Below are 18,707 nucleotides of genomic sequence, written 5' to 3'. Positions count from 1 at the left end.
ACCTTGAAACAGGAGCATCTGATGAGAACTTTGACTGCGATTCTGGCCCTATTGGCCGTGTCTACGACAACCAGCTTCGCGCAAACGAACCAGGGCATGGACCATTCCAACATGTCCATGTCTTCCGAACAGATGGAAGGGGCGGTTCACGCAAAAGCTTTAGTGAACTCAATTGGCGACGAAACCGCTAACGTCAGCCATGATCCGATCCCCGAGATCGGGTGGCCCGCGATGACGATGGATTTGCAGCTTCTTGAGAATGCCCAGATGATGGGTGAGATTAGCGCCGGTGACGAAGTCACACTGATGTTGGTCAAAAGCGATGGTGGTATGTATGCGATCGGCGCGATCATGAAAAACTGAGTCTGTTGATGCGGCAGCTATTCACCAATGATGTGATTGTTCGCCGTTTCAAGGACTGTAGGAAATTCTATGAACTAAGAGAAATGGAGTAGGAGCCACTCAAGAACCAAATCGTATTTCAACGATCTGTGGCTCTGCTCATAAGTTATCAGTCCATTGTCGGTTAAAGGCGCTTTAAGCAATTCGTTGACTGATTGAAGCTCCAAAGCTCAGAAAATCTTCCGGCTATTCTGAAAGAACAGAGCAATCCAGGCAAGCAGTACACAAACTGCCAACGCTTCGGTATCTCCGCCCCGCGCCACTGCAGTTAAACTTGCGCTAAATTCTGGAGCTGCTTGCGCAGCCCAGTGGAAATCTGACCGACAAGCAAATCTCACCTAAAACATTTCACAATTGGAATGTGTATACTACATTGTCGCCGAGATGACTTCACACGGCCATTCAACGAACCAACATCGAATTGTCTGGGGCGTTGCCTTGTTGGTTTTTGCTCCAGTCGAAAACGCAGCGCGGAGCGGTCAAAATGAGGATATCTCCAGGGCGACGACTTGGGAAAACGATACGACATGACGGCTAACACAAGAGAGCACTGGGACGATGTCTATGGCGAGAAGTTTGACACCCAATTGAGTTGGCACGAGGATGATCCAGAGATATCGCTTGAACTCATCGAGTTGATCAGAGTGTCTAAGCCTTCATCCGTCATCGACATTGGCGGGGGTACATCTCGTCTTGCTGGAGCGTTGCTTGCGAAGGGGCTCCATGACGTGACAGTTCTCGATCTATCGCAGGTCGCGTTGGACACGGCCCGGGAAAGGTTGGGGCGCGCCGCTGAAACAGTCACTTGGATTTCCGCAGATATAACTTCTTGGGTCCCCGATCGCAGATATGACGTCTGGCATGATAGGGCGGTTTTTCACTTTCTCGTGGATACATCGCAACGCGCGGCCTATCTGGAAAGAGTGAAGAGAGGGGTAAAAATTGGCGGCCATGCGATCATTGCTACGTTTGCACTTGATGGGCCGGAGACTTGCAGTGGTCTCCCGGTCGCCCGCTATAGTCCGAGCGATATCGCCATGCTTTTCGAGGACCACTTTGAACTCGTCGCGCATCGCCATCACCTGCACCAAACCCCTTGGGGGGAAAGCCAGTCTTTCCAGTTCAGTGTTCTCCGACGCTGCGGTTGAGCCCACACCTGAAGCTGGCCCAAAGTGGTGGGCTTCCAATAAGCTTTCGGAACGTGCCTATTGTGTTCACAAGTTACGTTTGGCCCTCAAAAACTGGCAGAACCACCTTAGCGCACAAGCCGCCAGTTTCCCTGTTTAGCAATTCTATCGTGCCACCGTGCGACTGGATGATCGTACGTGCGATCGACAGCCCCAAGCCGGTTCCGCCAGTCTCTCGCGAGCGGGATGTTTCAAGCCGCACGAATGGGTCGAATACCGCATCAAGCATATGCTCGGGGATGCCGGGGCCCTGATCCTGGATCAATATTTTTGCCTCATTCCCCTCTTGCATGACCGAGACGTTGGCCCGGGCACCATACCGGCAGGCGTTTTCAATGATATTGCGCAGAGCTCGCTTCATCAGCATCGGCCGAAGCGTGACGGCCGGATTGTCTGCTACCGATACCTCAACCGCGTTGCCGGCTTGCACAATGTCTTCGGTCGTTTTGGTTACGTATTCACCAATTGGGACGGTACTGGAAGGTTCGCGCGTGGCTACGCCCTTGGCAAATGACAGGGTGGAGTCCACCATCTCCTGCATTTCCTCGATGGTCTCGATCAGATGGTCACGGGTCTCCTCTTCCTCCACCAGTTCGGCGCGAACCCGCAGTCCCGTCAGTGGCGACCGCAAATCGTGACCCAATGCACCTAATAGTCTGGTCCGATCGGCAACATAGCGAGTCAGCCGGTCACGCATACGGTTGAATGCCTGCGTTAAATCTTGCACCTCGGTCGGTCCGGTAACCGTCACCTCCTGCACCTCTTCACCGCGGCCGAACTGATCTGCAGCCAGAGAAAGGCGGCGCAAAGGGCCCGTCAGACGTGTCAGCAGGAACCAAATGCTTGCACCCAGGATCAGAGTTGCGGTGAAACCGAAGCTGACAAAGGATTGCCAAGGCCACTGCAATGGCGGGTTGTGGAACCGGGTATCAACGTTGAGCCATTGATCCGTCGTCAGAGCGATCGATAGCCGCATTTCATTTGCGGAAACGTGATCACGCATCATTGCCATGTGCATTTCAGCCATCGTAGACGGAGAGCCCTCGACCGGCAGCGTATCGGCCGAGAACTCATGCAACTCGACCATAATGGGACGGTTTTCATAGCCCGGCAGAATTCTTCGGATGGTGTTTTCGACCGCCCCTCCGGCGTTGTGTTCGGTGTGGTCGATCGCTGGCGTATCTGTAAGGCTGAAACGCACAAGCGGAGAGCTTGCAGCCCGCAGGATCGCGTCATGCATATCAGGTGGAGTTTCTTCGAGCAGCCGCGCGATGTTTGCGGCGCGTCCGGCAGTTTCCTGGCCAAGAGCCATGTGCACTGCCATCGAGCGTTCGTCGACGAACAGCCACAGGCTGACCAGTTGCGCCGCAGCCAGCGCCGCGATGATCAAAAGGATTAGCTGACCGCGCAGGCTTTGGGCAAAGGCTTTCATCCGGTAAGCTCGCGTACGTCGGCCGACAGGCAATAACCGCCACCGCGTACAGTGGTGATGAGTTTCGGTCGCGTTGGGTCAGCTTCGATCTTGCGGCGCAAGCGGCTGACCTGGTTGTCGATCGTACGGTCGAACAAGTGCGGGCTGCGGCCGGCGGTCAAATCCAGCAGTTCGTCGCGTGACAGGAGTTTGCGGGGCCGCTGCAGGAAAACGGCCAGCAGCCGGATATCGGCTGAGGTCAGACTTTCCTCGGTCCCTTCGGCGGATATCAAGGTGCGACTGTCGGCATCCAGAACCCAGCTTCCAAAGGCGATCCGTTTGCCGCTCAGATCGCCAGCCGGGGGGACGGTGGTTTCGGAACGCCGCAGGATCGCCTTGATCCGGGCCAGCAATTCACGTGGGTTGAATGGTTTGGGCAGGTAGTCATCGGCGCCGATCTCTAAACCCACGATACGGTCGGTGTCCTCGCTAAGGGCTGTCAGCATCAGGATCGGCGGGCCACCCGCCGCGGACAGGCGGCGGCAGACCGACAATCCGTCTTCGCCCGGCATCATGATGTCGAGCACGATAAGGTCAATCCGACCGGCCGCCAGTCGCGCGTCCATCTCGGTTGCGTCGCGCGCGGTACTGGCGCGCAACCCATTCTTTTCCAGATAACGGCTGACAGCATCACGGATTTCGCGGTGGTCGTCGACAATCAAGATATGTGGTGCTTCGGTCATGGCGCAATGATAAGCCCCGGCGCGGTACAAATCCCGGCTTTTTTGTATCCCTTTGTATCAGTTGGGCGGGCTGCGACACAACGATACAAACCGGGTTGAGCAGGGGGGTGGTGGCGCGACCGAGGGCGGCCATATGCTTTGTGTAGAAACAAAAACCCGAGAGGTGGAAGTCATGAAACGTACCTTCACGCTGGCCGCTGGAGCCATTGCCGCGACTTTGATGGCGCTGCCCGCGCTTGCCGCCGGTCAGCATGGCAGCAGCGCGCAGATGCAGGACCATCAGAGCGGCATGATGCAGGGTGCGCCCGGCGGCATGAAGGGCGATCACGCAGGCATGATGCAAATGATGATGAAAATGCATGGCCAGATGATGGGTGGTATGCATGGCAAGGGTATGATGGGCGGCAACTGGCTGGCGGTTCTGGACATGGACGAGGACGGTCGCCCGAGCGAATCTGAGATCGCCGAAGGTCTGAAGGCCCGGATGCAGGCGCATGACGTCAATGGAGATGGCAACCTGTCGATTGATGAGTTCGAAGCGCTGCATTCCGGGATGATCCGCGAAACCATGGTGGACCGATTTCAGCATCTTGATGCCAATGGCGATGGCGTTGTGACCACAGGGGAAATCGAGAAAGGCGCAAAGACGATGTCACCGAAACACGGCATGAAGGCCTCGAAACCTGTGACAAAGGCTTCTGAAACCAACAACTGAAACGCAACCGTGTAGCCGGGTCATCGCACTCGGCACAAACCACTGAGGAACAAAGCGATGATGGGCTATGGCGCTGGAATGGGGTTTGGCATGATCTGGATGTTGCTGATCGCAGTGTTGATCGTTCTGGCGATCGTGGCACTGGTCAAATACATCGCTAAGTGACCTCGGAATCCGTCACTCCCGTTTAGGGGTGGAGGGCTATGTCATAGGAGGAACGAAAGCTGGAGGGCCTGCACAGCAATTGCCGTTTGGTTTTCATCGCGGTTTTGATCGCGTTGCTGATCGCCACCATCTGGTTGTGGCTGTCTGGCGCGTTGGACGCAGGACTATCGCGCGAAGTCATTACTGCGTGGGTGGATTGGGCCGGCCCGTTCGGACCCGTTGTCATCATCGGCTTCATGACAGCCGCAGTGGTTGCCAGCCCAATCCCCAGCGCTCCGATCGCTGTCGCTGCCGGGGTGGCATATGGGCATGGGCTGGGAACCGCATTGGTTGCTATCGGGGCGGAGTTGGGGGCGCTGCTGGCGTTCCTGATAGCCCGTTGGTTGGGGCGCGACGCGCTGCGCCGGTGGTTCGGCGACAAGCTGGACATGGGGTTGCTTGGATCGCAGAATGCCCTGATGTTGACCGTGTTCACCAGCCGCCTGATGCCTTTCGTTTCTTTTGATATGGTCAGCTATGCCGCTGGTCTGACCCGACTTCAATTTTGGCGGTTCGCACTGGCCACCTTGGCTGGACTCTTGCCGGCCAGTTTCGTTTTGGCCCATCTGGGCAGCCAGATTACCGAAACCGCGACAGGCGGCACCAGCCTTGCGGTTATCGGGCTTGGGCTGTTGACGGGGGCGCCACTTATTTGGTTGGCTTGGAAACGCAAGATGCCCGTTGGCTCTTCAGACCACGAATTGAGCCAGATCAATGCGACCGATCCAAGCGGTCCTAAACTGTTGGAGAATGGAGGAAACCCTAAGTGATCCGCGCACAATGGATATCAACTGCGACACGGACGGGCCGAGCCATGGGCCGGCTGCAGGTCCTGTTGATCTGTGCATTGGTGGTTTCGATGCTGATCTCTGTTGTGCCGTCCCATGCCGGGCATGACATCGCGAAGGCCGCCACCCAGGCCGAGCTCGTTATCGATGACAGCGGTGGGTATCCCGCGTCTCATCCATCAGAAGAATTAGACTGCTCAGTGCACCCGGGCTGTTATGCGATGGCAGTTATGGCGGCACCTGAATTGCTCTCGATGCGTATTGCTACGCCCGTGGCGCCAGAACGGTTCCGGCCACGCGCAAGCCTGCCGGTCGCACCACTACCACATCCGCCAAACCTGTCCTGAACGTGACCGGCAATGGCCCCGGAATCGCTCCGGGGTCTTGCCCAAGCCGTTGATTGCGGCCCAACTCAGTTCAGGACACTTACCATGCTTACCATTCTGTACTTTTTCGTCACGGGCGTGGTGCTATTCGCACTGTTGCGCCTGACCTGTGGCCCCTGTGTGATGGGGACACAAGAACATCATCCCGGTGTTCCGGTGACAACCCTTGGCTGGGCGCTCAGCCTGTTTCTGGCCGCAACCTACCTGCTGTGCGTGGCCTTTGACCTGATCTTTCCAAGTTTTGCCATGTACCGGGCTTGGATCGGCCTGATGCCCGGAATGACTTGGCTCAGCCTGCCCTCATTCCTGTTGGGACTGTTATGGGCGTTTCTCTACGGCTGGTACGCCGCGTTGCTGTTCGGCGGACTGTTCAATGTCTTTGCGGCTCGCACAAAACTCAACTGATTGAAAGGACAAAGCCATGAAGGCCATCGCTCTGACCCTGTTTTTGACGCCCTTCCTGATGGCCGTCATCTACCGGATTTTTCTGCACGTGCCCGCCAATGCGCGCGTTTCAGTTGACGAAAGGAAACCCAAATGACCCTGTTCAATCTGGCCGCAGGCCTGTCCGTCGCAGCTTTGACTGCGCCTTCGCTCACGCTGGCGGCAACAGTGTTCATTCCCGAAGGCAGCGCGGACTCGGTTCTGGTGATCGACTCCGAAACCGGCAAGACCGTCGAGCGGCTGCCGAGGCTCGTGGCGGTCCATGGGCTGGCCGGCGCGCCCGGCTTTAAGTACCTGGTCGCGGGCAGCTACGCAGAAACCGAGGCCACAACGCCACCAAAACCCGAAGGTATGTCCGAGGATGAACACGCTGCGCACCACGCTAAGCGCGATGTCACTGCGTTGCCCAAAGACAAGGGGCGGAGCCTGCTGACGATCCTTGATGCGGAAACACGCGAGGTCGTCCGCCAGATCGAGGTTCCAGGTGCGGTGCATCACACTGCGGTGTCGCCCGATGGGCGGTTCGCGGTGGCGACCCATCCGGGCGGTGACGGTATTTCGATCGTCGATCTCGATAAGCTCAGCTTCCTTGGTTTCGTAGCAACCGGTCCAATGCCCAACTATGCGGTATTCGCGCCTGACGGCGACAGGGTCTATGTCACCAATACCGGCAATGGTACACTTAGCGAAGTGGATGTCGTCAAAGGCTTCGTCGTACGCAACATCCCCGTCGGCGAAGGCCCTGAGCATCTTGTACTTAACGCCACCGGCAGCGCCGCCTTCGTAGCCGACAGTGATGGTGGCAAGGCCTTCCGCGTAGATCTTGCCAGCGGTTCTGTCACCGAAACCTATGACATTGGAGGCGAGTTGCACGGGATCGGCCTGTCCGACCGCGAGGGCGTACTGTTCGTGGCCGCCAAAGGCACCGACCGGTTGTTGTCGATTGATCTTGCTACGGGCAAACAGCGCTCGACCAACCTGTCACCGGCACCTTATCACCTGACGACCATACCGAACTCAGGCAAAGTGATGGTATCAAGCCGAACCGAACCGAAGGTCTGGATCGTCGATCAAGTCAGCCTGACGGCTATTACCGAAGTGCCGATACTGGGTGAGGGCCACCAGATGGTTGTTCTGCCCTGAAGGACTGTGCCCGGCATTGTGTAATTAAACGGCACTACGACCAGAGCTTAAACCAGGGAGCAGAACATGACAGAAGACCACGACATCAGAATCCACGCGAACGGCCCGACCGAGGTCGCTTACGTCTGCCCCATGCATTCTGACGTGCGTCAATCTGGGCCCGGCGACTGTCCCAAATGCGGGATGCACCTTGTGCCCGAGGGCGAGGTGGATGCGCATGCGCATCACCACCATTCCGCGCATCATGGCGCGACGGACGACAACGGTGAATATAACATCGTTCCGACAGGCTATGACGGACCCGTATATACCTGCCCGATGCATCCGCAGGTGCGGCAAACCCATCCCGGGTCCTGCCCACTCTGCGGCATGGGGTTGGAGCTGGAAAGCGCGGCGATGGTGGACGAGGGGCCGAACCCGGAACTGGTGGATTTCACCCGGCGCCTATGGGTAGGTGCGGTTCTGACGCTGCCGCTTTTGGTTTTCACGATGGGCCCCTACGTTGGGCTGTCTGGCGTGCGAGAGATTTTTGGTGAGCGTACAACGCTATGGATTGAACTTATACTTGGCACTCCGGTCGTTCTTTGGTGCGGTTGGCCATTTCTGGAACGGGGTTGGAATTCGTTTCGCACCATGCATCTGAACATGTTCTCGTTGATTGCCATGGGGGTTTCGGCCGCGTGGCTTTTCAGCGTTGTCGCCGTATTGATGCCCCACATATTCCCGGACGGTTTTCGAGATTCAGAAGGCCATGTTGGGGTCTATTTCGAAGCGGCCGCAGTTATCGTTACACTTGTTCTGCTCGGACAGGTTATGGAACTGCGGGCCCGCGAAGGCACAGGGAAGGCGATCCGCGCTTTGCTGGACATGGCCGCAAAGACCGCCCGTATTATCCGCCCTGACAGTAGTGAGGAGGAAATCCCGCTTGAAGAAGTACAGGTAGGCGACCGCCTTCGTGTACGCCCCGGCGACAAGATGCCAGTAGACGGAGTAGTGCTCGAAGGACGCTCATCTGTTGATGAAAGCATGATCTCTGGCGAGCCGGTTCCGGTTGAGAAGGTACAGGGAGAGCCGGTCACAGGGGCGACAATCAACGGCACCGGTAGCCTTGTGATCGAAGCAACCCGAGTGGGCTCTGACACAATGCTGTCCCAGATTGTCGAAATGGTGGCCAACGCGCAACGCTCGCGCGCACCAATTCAGAAATACGCTGACAAAGTGGCGGGCTGGTTTGTACCGGCGGTCATAGGTATAGCTGCGCTGGCCTTTATTGCATGGGCAATTTGGGGACCGGCTCCGGCGCTCTCCTACGCCTTGATCGCAGCGGTGTCGGTACTGATCATAGCTTGCCCGTGCGCGCTTGGCCTGGCCACTCCGATGTCGATCATGACGGCCACGGGGCGCGGGGCGCAGGCCGGAGTGCTGATCAAAAATGCCGAAGCGCTGGAGCGGTTCGAGAAGATCGATACTTTGATCGTCGACAAAACCGGCACCCTGACCATGGGCAAGCCAAAGCTTGTGGCTGTATTACCCGAACCTGGCCATGACGAAGTCGAGGTGCTGCGGCTGGCCGCAACGCTGGAGAAGGGCTCGGAGCACCCGTTAGCTGAGGCAATCGTCACAGGAGCCGAGGAACGTGGCGTGGCCCTGTCCGACGCCAGTGACTTCGAGGCGGTGACTGGTAAAGGCGTGAAAGGCACGGTGGATGGCCGCCCCGTCGCGCTCGGCAACCTGAAACTGGTCACCGATCTCGGACTCGAGGCGGCCGAACTGACGGCCAAGGCCAATGCGCGTCGGGATGACGGCGAAACGGTGATGTTCGTGATGCTTGATGGTTCAGTGGCGGGGTTGGTCAGCGTCGCCGACCCGGTCAAGGAAACAACACCAGCCGCACTCAAGGCGCTGCACGAGCTGGGTTTCCGAATCATCATGGCGACTGGCGACAACGAACGCACTGCAAAGGCGGTGGCCGAACGTCTGGGTATCGATGAGATTCGAGCCGACGTTCTACCCGAGGACAAGGCCCGCATAATTCGCGAACTGCAGAAGAAAGGCGCCAAGGTCGCCATGGCGGGTGACGGAGTGAACGACGCACCCGCGTTAGCGCAGTCCGATGTGGGCATCGCCATGGGGACCGGTGCCGACGTGGCGATCGAAAGTGCAGGCTTCACGCTGGTCAACGGAAGCCTCGATGGCATCGTGCGCGCCCGTAGGCTGGCCCGCGCTACCATGCGCAATATCCGGCAAAACCTATTCTTTGCCCTGATCTACAACGCCTCGGGCGTTCCGGTGGCGGCAGGCCTTCTGTTTCCGCTCTTCGGCATCTTGATCAGCCCTATGTTCGCCGCCTTCGCCATGAGCGCTTCGTCGATTTCAGTGGTGTTGAATGCGCTACGCCTGAGGGGGGCGAAGGTTTGAGCGCGCACAAGCATATGACGCACGAGGGCGTAGGCAACTTGAAATCAGGTTCGATATCGCTGACGGGTGCGGTCGCTATGGGCACCGGTGTCATGATCGGTGCGGGGATATTTGCTCTGACAGGCCAGATCGCTGGGCTCGCTGGGCCATGGTTTCCGCTGTCTTTCGTAGTCGGAGCCGTCGTGACGGTTTTCAGCGCCTACACCTATATTGCCATGTCCAACGCCTGGCCGTCTTCGGGCGGGATCGCGATGATCCTGACAAAAGCATATGGACCGGGTGCTGTAGCGGCCGCGGCTTCATTGTTGATGGCGCTGTCGATGGTGATCAACGAAAGCCTCGTGGCACGCACATTCGCAACCTACGCGCTCCGCCCATTCAACATCGAAGATGGGCCGTTGGTGCCGATGGTCGCGGTTTCGCTGATCGTCTTCGCCTACGCGGTCAACCGGTCGGGGAACCGCTCGGTGGGGTTGTGGTCCATTGTCATGTCTGTGCTCAAGATCGGTGGGATCGCAGTGTTTGGCGTTGCCGCGCTGTGGGCTGCGGGCGGCGACTGGCAGGCGCAAGGCACCGCCCCCGCCGGGCCGCTGGGTTTCATCGCGTCCGTGGCTCTTTCGATCCTTGCGTTCAAGGGATTTACCACAATCACCAATAGCGGTGCCGAGATCGTCGACCCACACCGCAATGTCGGGCGCACCATCATGATCTCGATCGCGATCTGCGCGGTGGTCTACCTGCTGGTCGCCCTTGCGGTCGGCGTCAGCCTGCCGCCCGAGCAGATCCGCGCGGCGCAGGACTATGCTCTGGCCGAGGCTGCCAAGCCGGTGCTGGGGCAGGGCGGGTTCTACCTGACCGTTGCCCTGGCGATGGTGGCGACGGCCTCGGGGCTGATCGCCAGCGTTTTCGCCGTGTCCCGGATGCTGGCGATGCTGACCGACATGAAGATGATCCCGCACAGCCATTTCGGCATGACGGGCAGCATCCAGTCTCACACGCTGATTTACACGGTCGTGATTGCGGGTCTGCTTGCGGTGTTGTTCGACCTGTCTCGCATCGCCTCGTTGGGGGCGTTCTTCTACCTGGTGATGGACATGGCGGTGCATTGGGGTGTCTGGCGGCGCTTGCGCAGTCAGATCAACGCCCGGGGATGGGTCTTGTTGACCGCTTTGACGCTGGATGCGGTGGTGCTGACCGCGTTCACGATACTCAAACTGCGCTCGGATCCGATGATCGTGGTTTATGCCGTTGCTGGCATCGGCTTGGTCTTCGTCTACGAGCGCATCTTTCTCAAACAATGGATCATCGAAAAGGAGGCAAATCAGCTATGACCCAATCAAATTTCGACGAAACCCGCGCCACACAGGAGACGACCGAAAGGGTCAGCTCTGACGAAACGCCCGAAGCGCCCAAAACCGAAGATCAGACGGCCAACGGTGCCAAGCGTAATTGGCTCCCAGTTGTCATTGCGATCGCGTTGGGCGCCGCTGTTCTGGGCTGGGAATACCGCGAGACACTCTATCCTTTGCTCAGTTCTCCGTTGCTGTTCTTGCTGGTCTGCGTGGGCATGCATTTCTTAATGCATCGCGGCCACGGCAAACACTGAGAACGGCGCCCTGTATAGCTGGCGGCTTTGCAGCAAGAACACTGCGCAACAAGGAGTAGGAACGGCCAACTGAGCAGAGCAAATACGTAATCCAAGAAGGAAGGGAAATTGCCATGTTAGCAGCTCCAATACGGATAGCCGCAATTGCACTGCCCCTGACGGCCGGTGCACTGCCTGTAATGGCTTCGCACGGTGAAGTTAAGCACTTGCGGACGACGGACCAATTGCCCATGGGGCTCATCATGCCTGAAATGAATGCCGAACGGGGCAGGGCGCTGTTTGTCAACAAAGGCTGTATCGTCTGCCATTCGGTTAACGGTGTGGGCGGCGAGGACGCCCAGGCGCTGGATACCGACACTATGGAAGACATGATGAACCCCTTTGATTTTGCCGCCCGTATGTGGCGCGGTTCGGCCGCGATGGTCGAACTACAAAAGAAAGAACTGGGCGAACAGATCGAGCTTAACGGACAGGAAATGGCCGACATCATCGCCTTTGTCCATGACGCACGGGAACAGGCAAAACTAACACGAGATCAGATTCCGGAAGGCATCGCCAGAATGATGCACCATGACATCGACGAAGATCACTCCGATGAATCGGAAATGGAGCATCAGGGTGAAGAAGAGAAACAGAGCGACTGATCAATGTCGTTCGTGTCCTACCATTCGATGAACCCGTCCTGACGCACAGGAGGAACAATATGTCTGAATTTTCTGAAAGACGGGCACCTTCAGAGCCTGAAACTCGGCGCGATTTCTTATACTTCGTCACCGGCGGTGCCGCCATCGTGGCCACGGGCGCGGCGGTCTGGCCACTTGTTAACAGCATGAACCCCAGTGCAGACATCTCCGCCCAAGCCGTTGTCGACATAGATCTTGAAGGAGTCGGACCAGGAACGAGGATCACTGTTAAATGGAAAGGCAAACCGATCTTTATCGACCACAGGACTAAAGAGCGGATCGCGCTGGCTAAGGCAGAAGACGATGCACTAATGATCGACCCGCAACCTGACACCGAGCGCGTACAGCGACCTGAATGGCTGGTAGTTGTTGGCGTTTGCACCCATCTGGGATGCATACCGCTCGGGCAGGGTGGCAGCGAACCCACCGGAGACTGGGACGGTTGGTTCTGTCCGTGTCACGGTTCACATTACGACACGTCAGGCAGAATTCGGAAAGGCCCCGCGCCCCGCAACCTCGATCTGCCCCCTTACGAGTTCGTGACCGACACGCGGCTAAAAATAGGGTGACGGCGTGGTGAAAATCAGAACTGTTCGATCGTAAGCGCTATCGAACGCAGCAGTGAGAAATGGGCGCAATTCGGGCCTTGAACGGAAGGTAGCGGGGTTGCTTGAGAACCGGATTATCGCCAGGCCGGACCCAGAGTGGCAGGTGCAGAAAAAGAAGAGATCAAGGCTTCCGTTTCCGAGTTGAGTTTGCGCCAGATCATTGTGAGAAATCCCTGCGTCGCCCAGAAAGCCATATCTGATGAGTATCCGAGGGTGACGAATATGGCGGTCCCGTATCTGCGGTCCGCATTAAATCCTACCGGTGCGTTTTTTACATCGGTTTAAGACAAGCTTTCCCAGGAGGGAACATGACGATGAATAACCTGAGCCGCCGCCGCTTAATGCAAGGAGCCGCGGCCCTTGTGGGGAGCGCGGCGCTTCCCGTCTTCGCGAAAACAAGCCCCTCAATCCATGTCCTGAAGGATCCGAATTGTGGGTGCTGCGGATCGTGGATCAAAATTATGCGGGCGGAAGGTTTTGAAGTAGGCGTGGAAAACAGTGCTTGGGAGGCCTTGGACGCTTACAAAACCGCCAATGGGATTCCGGAGGGCATGATGTCATGCCACACGGGCCGCGTGGAAGGCTACATGATCGAAGGACACGTCCCACCCGCTGACATTCGGCGCCTGCTGGGCGAACGCCCGGATGCTGTCGGACTGTCGGTTCCGGGAATGCCTTTCGGCTCACCTGGCATGGGACCGGAAAGCGAACGCGAAGCTTTTGACGTCTTCCTGATCCGCAAGGATGGAACCACAGAGGTGTTCGCCAGCTACCCGGCCGCATGAGATCTCGATGGCGCTGGCAAGATCCTGAAAAACACGGCACGTGCTTTTTCTGGCCGGTATACGGGACATTCTTCACGGCAAACCAGTTGATCCGTGACTTCACGCCCGCCTTGTCCTACCGGGCAAGTTCCAGCCTACGGTGAAAAAATACCTGCGTCCGCAAAGCCTGATGACCGGCTTTGCGGACAAAACCGACATCCCGGTCGCCGTATCAACCGCAGCATTTGTCGCCCGCCTGAATTGGCGGGCATGGGGCCGATCCGTAGGAACAGTAGACGCAGCAATCGCCGGGAAGTGGCTTCAGGACTTTTCCGCAAGATGTGCATTCGTAGAACCACTGGCACGCATCTGTTGGCATCGTTTCAGGTCTTGAATGTCCACATTCCGGGCAGATGATCGTGCTGACAAGGTTCGGGCGTTCTTCACTCATGGCGTCACATTAAGGTTATCAGGAAATCATTTATTCGGATTTCGTTGAGTACGATAACCCAAGCGATGGTCGTCAACGCAAAACTGCCTGTCAGCCACCATTTGAGGCGGTCGAGTGAACCATGGCGGTACGCGACGATGCCAGAGAGAAACAGCAGGGCCGTCGAACCGCCGAGTACGTAATAACTCGCGGCGGCGATCTTGCCAAATACGGCCAGCCAGCTCCCTCCCAAGCCAAGTAAAATCAAGGCCATCGGCAAGATGCAGCAGGTCGCAACGCCAAATGCGGTAAACGATCCAAGAAAACTCGCCCCTACAAACTTGCTCATAGTCAGCTTTCTCCGACTTTGACGATCTTGAGCGGAAGCCGGTTCGGCTTCCTCGATTTTTGCTTCGTGCGGTTTGCGAAATTCGACATCATGACCGACAATATGCATCCTGTAGTGGCTACAGGTTCAAGGGAAAGGTCATCACATGATTGCGATTGGCGAAGTGGCGAGATTGACCGGCCTGTCGGTCGAGACGATCCGCTACTACGAACGGGAAGGCATAGTCGAGAAAGCCGGTCGAACCGCCTCGGGGCGCCGCGCTTACACGGAACGGGAAATATCCGAGCTCAGATTCATCAAACGCTGCCGCGATCTTGGCTTTACTATTCAGGATGCATGCGCACTTCGCGAATTGTCCAAAGCGCCGGAGCAAGCCTGTCGTGACGCCGAAGGCGTCGCAACAAAGCATCTCGACAACGTCAGGTCAAAGATCGCCGCGCTCCAACGATTGGAGCAAGCACTTGCAGAACTTGTACGGACCTGCACCGAGGGTGCGGCCTCATGCCCCTTACTAACGGCGTTGCTCAACGAGCCTGTCGCCAAAGACGTTATTAGCGACCACTAATTGCACCGCCCGGAAAGAACCGAATCTGGCCAACTCAGTTTGCGGAGGAGCTGCTTCATTGTGCCGGTTTCCCGTAACCCTCAGCGATGCTGGCCGATCTCCGCAGCTATCTTGCTGACTGGGAATTTTGCGTTCAACATAATTTCAATCGCGCGCCGCTAACGTAGATCAAGCTCTGTGTGGGTCAATTTCCGTTCTCCTTGCTTTTCAGCAAGATAGGGGATTTGTCGCAACCCAGTTTAGAATGTGCCCGGCTACACATCAATATTTCGAATAAGAATTATTATGTTAAAAAAGAGAGAAAGACATATGGCAGATCCAGACGACAAAAAGTTCAAGTTCGGAACTCATGAGGGCCAGTTCAGCACAGCTCCGGATTTCATATCTGATCAGGGCCAGTCCGAGGGCAACCCTCCGTATCCGAGCAATCAAATCGCAGCACACGCCGCGGAGATGCTTGGGCTGATGATCCAAGCTGTTCGTCTCCAGCACAATATGTCTATTGAGGAACTGGCAAAGCTCGCGGAGCTGTCAGCGGCACAGATCGAACAGATCGAAGCCGGCGATATGAGCGTTCGGGTTGGAGATACCTTTTCGGTTGCGGCCAGGCTTGGTGTCCCTCTGTACGAGCCCGCAGAATACGATCCGCGTTTTGTCAGTTCACGCGTGCATAAACAGCGTCAAGAGAACGCTTTGCTTCAACAGCGGGCGTTTCAAGCGCGGCATCGGAAAGTCGACGACGATTTCTGAGAGCTACGTGAAGAAACGTTCGATGCGACGCTGCAATTGATAGAGCGGCCAGCGCCAGCGCATACGCCGATTGACATATTTCGATATCCCCGGGCGTGACTTTTCCAGTTCTTTCAACAGTTCGTCTTTGTTCATAAGCGGATCATAACACAGAAAAAGATTTTGTGCGATGCGGGCGCCCGGGACGAATATCTGTTGAGAGGGGCTGCGTCTATTCGCAATCATGCGTCCACCAGCTGTCATTCGTGGTCTCCGCCCTTCTAAAAACCAATTGGCAGCCAATATACTCTGCACGGAAGGCCGGTTACTTCGGCCCTGTTTCTGCTAACCAACGCGGCGCGGCCTTTCCCTCATTTCTTTGGCAACCCTGCCCGCCAGGCATAAGCAAGATCGGCAGCATCTGGGCCGGCGCGGTGAGCTGTGGGTCGGTTGGTTTTTGTCTTGTAGACACGAGATAATCGTGACGATGCAGGATTCCCGTTGTCTGAGAACGCATTCCACACAGCTTGATCAAAGTCCATGATCTGCGGGCCAGACCGTCCAAGTAGACGGTCGAGCCATCGTTGGTCAAATTCCGGCGCATCAGAGATCAGAGTATTCTCCTGCGCGATATCCAGTAGCCAATCGGAAACAACATCCGCATCCGATCCGGAACTGAGTATGGTAGAATATGGCAGTCCGTGAATCTCTTCTGATTTTGGGTCCCAGTCGTCCGGATCCCAGCTTTCGCGAGAGCATATCAACCTGCTTTTCACGACGACCTTGCGGCCTTCGAGCCACGCCAAGCCAACTTCGATAGGCCAGCTCTGCGGGCTGAGCGACGATGCTTCGAAATCGATGAAGATGTTCATTTTGTGATACCGTGTTGGTCTGTTCTGAAAATCGGTGCGCGCATGAAGCAAAAGCTTGAGATGAAAGACATATTTGAAAGAATTGAGATCGGTCGAAAGGCAATTGCCGAGGGACGCGGCGTCGTTGCTGACGATGAATACTTTGATAGCTTACGCAAGCGGGCAGAAGCGCGCATATCATCGAATTCGGAATAGTAAATGATACGGTGCTGTTTCGCGGAGCTCGGACACGAGGGCCCGGTCATTGATGCAATCCCGTCCGCAGGTTTTCAGAAGATGACGCACGTATAAAATCCCAGCGATGGTCAGGCCGGCACCCGTAATGTTGAAAGCTATTTCGAATGTGCTCATCTGAGCTCCTCTTCAAATTGCATGTGTGCAAGTTCTATTATGCACGTGTGCATAAACGTCCTGAATCCAAAATATGCGCACGTGCATAATTCGTTGGTTGCGCCACGCCCGCACGCTGTTACCAACCCGTTTTCCTCCCTTGGTTTCGCTATGCACGTATAGCGAAACCTTCGATTTCGTCTTACCATAGCGCCATGACGCGAGAACACAAAGAGAACAAAGACATTCCTGAACGAGTGAAAGCTGCGCTCGAAGCTAAGCTGTCGCCTGATGAGCTTACCGAAGAAGAGCAAGAGGTATGGGCCGATCTGTTTTTCGAGAAAACCGCGACTCTGACTCCGGAAGCGAAGGCTTTCTTCGCTGAGCGACGGCTAAAGGGTCTTGGTGTCGGACTGGACGAAAACGGAAAGCTTGTGCGCAGGTCAGACAAATGAACAATCGTGAGAAATGGGTCTCGAAAGCAAAGCAAGGCGTCGAAGAAGAGCGCCGGCGTCTCGAGCGGGATGGGCCCTCGCTTGAGCGTTACCGGCAAACATGGCTCGATGAGAACCGCGCTGCGTTTGCTGCCCAGGCTGAGTGGCAAGAGCGCCGTGGGCATCCACTTGCTGAGATCATCACAAATCCGAAAGACGAACCTTAGCGTCTGTGCTGCCCAAAAGAAGGTATCAGGCTTAAGATGAAATAAGCCATTGTTTTAAGAGCATTTTAGCGACATCAGACCTCGGACAATGGTACTTTCTGCGTGTGATTTTAGCAGAAAGGATTATCACATGACCGATTTCCAAGAAGTATTGCTCGAAGTTGTTTTGCTCGCTCTCATTGAGCTGATCCAGAGAGCGCTCTAATTCCGAAAATATCAGAAAGAAAACCCCCGCCTTTTTGGTGGGGGTGATCAAAACAGAAGGGGCTTACCCTTCGACCATCTCGTTTGCCCGGCCTGCGGCCTCGAGTACCCGTTCATCTCCTGAGCGGATCAGATCCATCGGGATACCGCCGTCCAGGGCGTTCTTGGGCGACACCAACCAAAATGCAATCTGCCACGGCGTCATGGTCTCCTGGAGCATTGCCAGAACCCGTTCCAACAGTGGGAGTGGCCGGCCTTCCTGGTCGAATTGGAATGCAGGGACGACCTATCCGCCTGCTGTCGGTACTGAGAAGATTCGGCCAGCCTGGTGATCATCAATTTCAGCTGACCGCAATACTGGGAATTCCCGTCGGAACTCCGCGCGCAATCCAGAGTTGTCTTCGTCAATGATGTCTTCAGCTGATTTCATACCAACATCGTAACGTGGTGTGTGGTGATCTCAAAAGGGGTAACCCGTACCTTTTGGTGCACGGTTTTCGAGGATTTCGTAGGCTGTGGGTTACGAAACATGATACATGCATCTAATGAGAAGCGTTAAGAACATATTGAGACGTTGGAATGCTGGGCTGATCGACACCGCAGGTGCTGCGCTGAGTGATGTTCCGAGCTGCGAAGGATGGGTTGAACTATATCGAACAGCTTTGGGTATGAGTATCACAGATCTTGCCGAACGGGTTGGTGTCTCGAGGGCTTACATCTCAAAGCTGGAGACGCAGGAGAAAAGCGGCTCCGTTAATATTAAGCAAATTGACAAAGTTGCCCATGCCATGGGCGGGAAGCTGGTTTATGCGATTGTCCCCATCGAAGGCACAGTTGAGGACATCGTCATGACGCAGGCGCGAGAGAAGGCAACACGGATGGTCAAGCGGGTGAGAGCACAAATGACCCTCGACGCGATATCTGAAGGACTCCCAAGCGAAGCTGTAACGATTGAAGAGCTCGCTGAAGACCTGGCAAGAGAAATGGCACGCGATTTTTGGAAGTGATGGTCTTCAGGGTGGTCAGTCAGTGTACGCGGTGATTTCGGTCTCGAAGGACAGAAGC

The 18,707-nt window shown here is 56.3% G+C and carries 26 protein-coding genes and 1 pseudogene; 19 read left to right on the top strand and 8 right to left on the bottom strand.

Annotated elements, in window-relative coordinates; translation table 11 throughout:
- The first annotated feature begins 21 nt into the window (after window positions 1–21).
- Window positions 22–363: a copper-binding protein gene (locus ABWV79_RS21855; protein ID WP_353394885.1), complete on the top strand. Its 342-nt coding sequence runs from the start codon at window positions 22–24 to the stop codon at window positions 361–363.
- Between the two features lie 566 nt (window positions 364–929).
- Window positions 930–1,550, top strand: a complete 621-nt coding sequence (locus ABWV79_RS21850) for a class I SAM-dependent methyltransferase (RefSeq protein ID WP_271951091.1) — start codon at window positions 930–932, stop codon at window positions 1,548–1,550.
- 73 nt (window positions 1,551–1,623) lie between these two features.
- On the opposite strand, the gene ABWV79_RS21845 is transcribed toward ABWV79_RS21850, so the two are convergent.
- Complete coding sequence (locus ABWV79_RS21845) at window positions 1,624–3,021, bottom strand: ATP-binding protein (RefSeq protein ID WP_353394883.1); 1,398 nt, start codon at window positions 3,019–3,021, stop codon at window positions 1,624–1,626.
- A complete protein-coding gene (locus ABWV79_RS21840; protein WP_353394881.1) occupies window positions 3,018–3,743 on the bottom strand; it encodes a response regulator in 726 nt (241 codons plus the stop codon). The genes ABWV79_RS21845 and ABWV79_RS21840 overlap by 4 nt, the downstream gene beginning before the upstream one ends.
- A 172-nt stretch (window positions 3,744–3,915) precedes the next feature.
- On the opposite strand from ABWV79_RS21840, the gene ABWV79_RS21835 reads away from it, so the two are divergent.
- From ABWV79_RS21835 to ABWV79_RS21785, 11 genes are all read left to right on the top strand, one after another.
- Window positions 3,916–4,458, top strand: coding sequence for an EF-hand domain-containing protein (locus ABWV79_RS21835; protein WP_353394879.1), 543 nt, complete (start codon window positions 3,916–3,918; stop codon window positions 4,456–4,458).
- Between the two features lie 251 nt (window positions 4,459–4,709).
- Window positions 4,710–5,432, top strand: coding sequence for a TVP38/TMEM64 family protein (locus ABWV79_RS21830; RefSeq protein WP_353394877.1), 723 nt, complete (start codon window positions 4,710–4,712; stop codon window positions 5,430–5,432).
- Window positions 5,429–5,797 (top strand): hypothetical protein, encoded by a 369-nt coding sequence (locus ABWV79_RS21825; protein WP_353394875.1) that lies wholly within the window; start codon window positions 5,429–5,431, stop codon window positions 5,795–5,797. The genes ABWV79_RS21830 and ABWV79_RS21825 overlap by 4 nt, the downstream gene beginning before the upstream one ends.
- Window positions 5,798–5,881: 84 nt before the next feature.
- Entirely contained in the window at window positions 5,882–6,241 is a 360-nt protein-coding gene (locus tag ABWV79_RS21820) for a hypothetical protein (RefSeq protein ID WP_152460765.1), read from the top strand.
- Window positions 6,242–6,373: 132 nt separating this feature from the next.
- Window positions 6,374–7,423, top strand: a complete 1,050-nt coding sequence (locus tag ABWV79_RS21815) for a YncE family protein (RefSeq protein WP_353394873.1) — start codon at window positions 6,374–6,376, stop codon at window positions 7,421–7,423.
- Window positions 7,424–7,555: 132 nt separating this feature from the next.
- Window positions 7,556–9,841 (top strand): copper-transporting P-type ATPase, encoded by a 2,286-nt coding sequence (locus ABWV79_RS21810; protein ID WP_353394929.1) that lies wholly within the window; start codon window positions 7,556–7,558, stop codon window positions 9,839–9,841.
- A gap of 14 nt (window positions 9,842–9,855) precedes the next feature.
- Window positions 9,856–11,172, top strand: a complete 1,317-nt coding sequence (locus tag ABWV79_RS21805) for an APC family permease (RefSeq protein ID WP_353394927.1) — start codon at window positions 9,856–9,858, stop codon at window positions 11,170–11,172.
- A complete protein-coding gene (locus ABWV79_RS21800) occupies window positions 11,169–11,447 on the top strand; it encodes a DUF2933 domain-containing protein (RefSeq protein ID WP_170515721.1) in 279 nt (92 codons plus the stop codon). Before ABWV79_RS21805 ends, ABWV79_RS21800 begins: the two co-directional genes overlap by 4 nt.
- 113 nt (window positions 11,448–11,560) lie before the next feature.
- Complete coding sequence (locus tag ABWV79_RS21795) at window positions 11,561–12,091, top strand: c-type cytochrome (protein ID WP_353394871.1); 531 nt, start codon at window positions 11,561–11,563, stop codon at window positions 12,089–12,091.
- A 59-nt stretch (window positions 12,092–12,150) separates the two neighbouring features.
- On the top strand, window positions 12,151–12,699 hold the full coding sequence (petA, locus tag ABWV79_RS21790; RefSeq protein WP_353394869.1) for a ubiquinol-cytochrome c reductase iron-sulfur subunit: 549 nt from the start codon (window positions 12,151–12,153) through the stop codon (window positions 12,697–12,699).
- Window positions 12,700–13,199: 500 nt separating this feature from the next.
- Entirely contained in the window at window positions 13,200–13,523 is a 324-nt protein-coding gene (locus ABWV79_RS21785) for a DUF411 domain-containing protein (RefSeq protein WP_353394867.1), read from the top strand.
- 211 nt (window positions 13,524–13,734) lie between these two features.
- On the opposite strand, the gene ABWV79_RS21780 is transcribed toward ABWV79_RS21785, so the two are convergent.
- Together ABWV79_RS21780 and ABWV79_RS21775 are read right to left on the bottom strand one after the other, a co-directional pair.
- On the bottom strand, window positions 13,735–13,953 hold the full coding sequence (locus tag ABWV79_RS21780; RefSeq protein ID WP_247748072.1) for a GDCCVxC domain-containing (seleno)protein: 219 nt from the start codon (window positions 13,951–13,953) through the stop codon (window positions 13,735–13,737).
- A gap of 4 nt (window positions 13,954–13,957) precedes the next feature.
- Window positions 13,958–14,281, bottom strand: a complete 324-nt coding sequence (locus ABWV79_RS21775) for a hypothetical protein (protein WP_170481547.1) — start codon at window positions 14,279–14,281, stop codon at window positions 13,958–13,960.
- A gap of 145 nt (window positions 14,282–14,426) precedes the next feature.
- On the opposite strand from ABWV79_RS21775, the gene ABWV79_RS21770 reads away from it, so the two are divergent.
- The gene (locus ABWV79_RS21770) at window positions 14,427–14,846 is read left to right on the top strand and encodes a MerR family transcriptional regulator (protein ID WP_353394865.1); all 420 of its coding nucleotides are present in this window, start codon (window positions 14,427–14,429) and stop codon (window positions 14,844–14,846) included.
- Between the two features lie 83 nt (window positions 14,847–14,929).
- On the opposite strand, the pseudogene ABWV79_RS22330 reads toward ABWV79_RS21770, so the two are convergent.
- Window positions 14,930–15,034: pseudogene (locus ABWV79_RS22330) on the bottom strand (IS30 family transposase); the annotation flags it as partial.
- Between the two features lie 121 nt (window positions 15,035–15,155).
- On the opposite strand from ABWV79_RS22330, the gene ABWV79_RS21765 reads away from it, so the two are divergent.
- Window positions 15,156–15,596 carry a helix-turn-helix domain-containing protein gene (locus ABWV79_RS21765; RefSeq protein WP_353394862.1) on the top strand — a complete coding sequence of 147 codons (441 nt, stop codon included), beginning with the start codon at window positions 15,156–15,158 and terminating at the stop codon, window positions 15,594–15,596.
- Between the two features lie 3 nt (window positions 15,597–15,599).
- Here ABWV79_RS21765 and ABWV79_RS21760 read toward each other — a convergent pair whose 3' ends face one another.
- Window positions 15,600–15,839: a hypothetical protein gene (locus tag ABWV79_RS21760; protein ID WP_353394859.1), complete on the bottom strand. Its 240-nt coding sequence runs from the start codon at window positions 15,837–15,839 to the stop codon at window positions 15,600–15,602.
- A gap of 107 nt (window positions 15,840–15,946) precedes the next feature.
- Window positions 15,947–16,447 (bottom strand): hypothetical protein, encoded by a 501-nt coding sequence (locus tag ABWV79_RS21755; protein WP_353394856.1) that lies wholly within the window; start codon window positions 16,445–16,447, stop codon window positions 15,947–15,949.
- A gap of 42 nt (window positions 16,448–16,489) precedes the next feature.
- Between ABWV79_RS21755 and ABWV79_RS21750 the strand changes: the two genes are divergently transcribed.
- The 3 genes from ABWV79_RS21750 (at window position 16,490) to ABWV79_RS21740 (ending at window position 17,438) form a co-directional block, all read left to right on the top strand.
- Entirely contained in the window at window positions 16,490–16,642 is a 153-nt protein-coding gene (locus ABWV79_RS21750) for a hypothetical protein (RefSeq protein ID WP_353394854.1), read from the top strand.
- A 350-nt stretch (window positions 16,643–16,992) separates the two neighbouring features.
- Complete coding sequence (locus ABWV79_RS21745; RefSeq protein ID WP_353394852.1) at window positions 16,993–17,232, top strand: hypothetical protein; 240 nt, start codon at window positions 16,993–16,995, stop codon at window positions 17,230–17,232.
- Window positions 17,229–17,438: a hypothetical protein gene (locus ABWV79_RS21740; RefSeq protein ID WP_353394850.1), complete on the top strand. Its 210-nt coding sequence runs from the start codon at window positions 17,229–17,231 to the stop codon at window positions 17,436–17,438. The genes ABWV79_RS21745 and ABWV79_RS21740 overlap by 4 nt, the downstream gene beginning before the upstream one ends.
- A 268-nt stretch (window positions 17,439–17,706) precedes the next feature.
- On the opposite strand, the gene ABWV79_RS21735 is transcribed toward ABWV79_RS21740, so the two are convergent.
- Window positions 17,707–17,862 (bottom strand): hypothetical protein, encoded by a 156-nt coding sequence (locus ABWV79_RS21735; protein WP_353394849.1) that lies wholly within the window; start codon window positions 17,860–17,862, stop codon window positions 17,707–17,709.
- A gap of 316 nt (window positions 17,863–18,178) precedes the next feature.
- Between ABWV79_RS21735 and ABWV79_RS21730 the strand changes: the two genes are divergently transcribed.
- Window positions 18,179–18,649 (top strand): helix-turn-helix domain-containing protein, encoded by a 471-nt coding sequence (locus ABWV79_RS21730; protein WP_353394846.1) that lies wholly within the window; start codon window positions 18,179–18,181, stop codon window positions 18,647–18,649.
- Window positions 18,650–18,707: the final 58 nt, after the last annotated feature.

The organism is Ruegeria sp. HU-ET01832, assembly GCF_040371315.1.
GTDB lineage: Bacteria > Pseudomonadota > Alphaproteobacteria > Rhodobacterales > Rhodobacteraceae > Ruegeria > Ruegeria lacuscaerulensis_A.
Note: the sequence above shows the minus strand (reverse complement) of the source record. Positions and strands in the feature narration are given on the sequence as shown.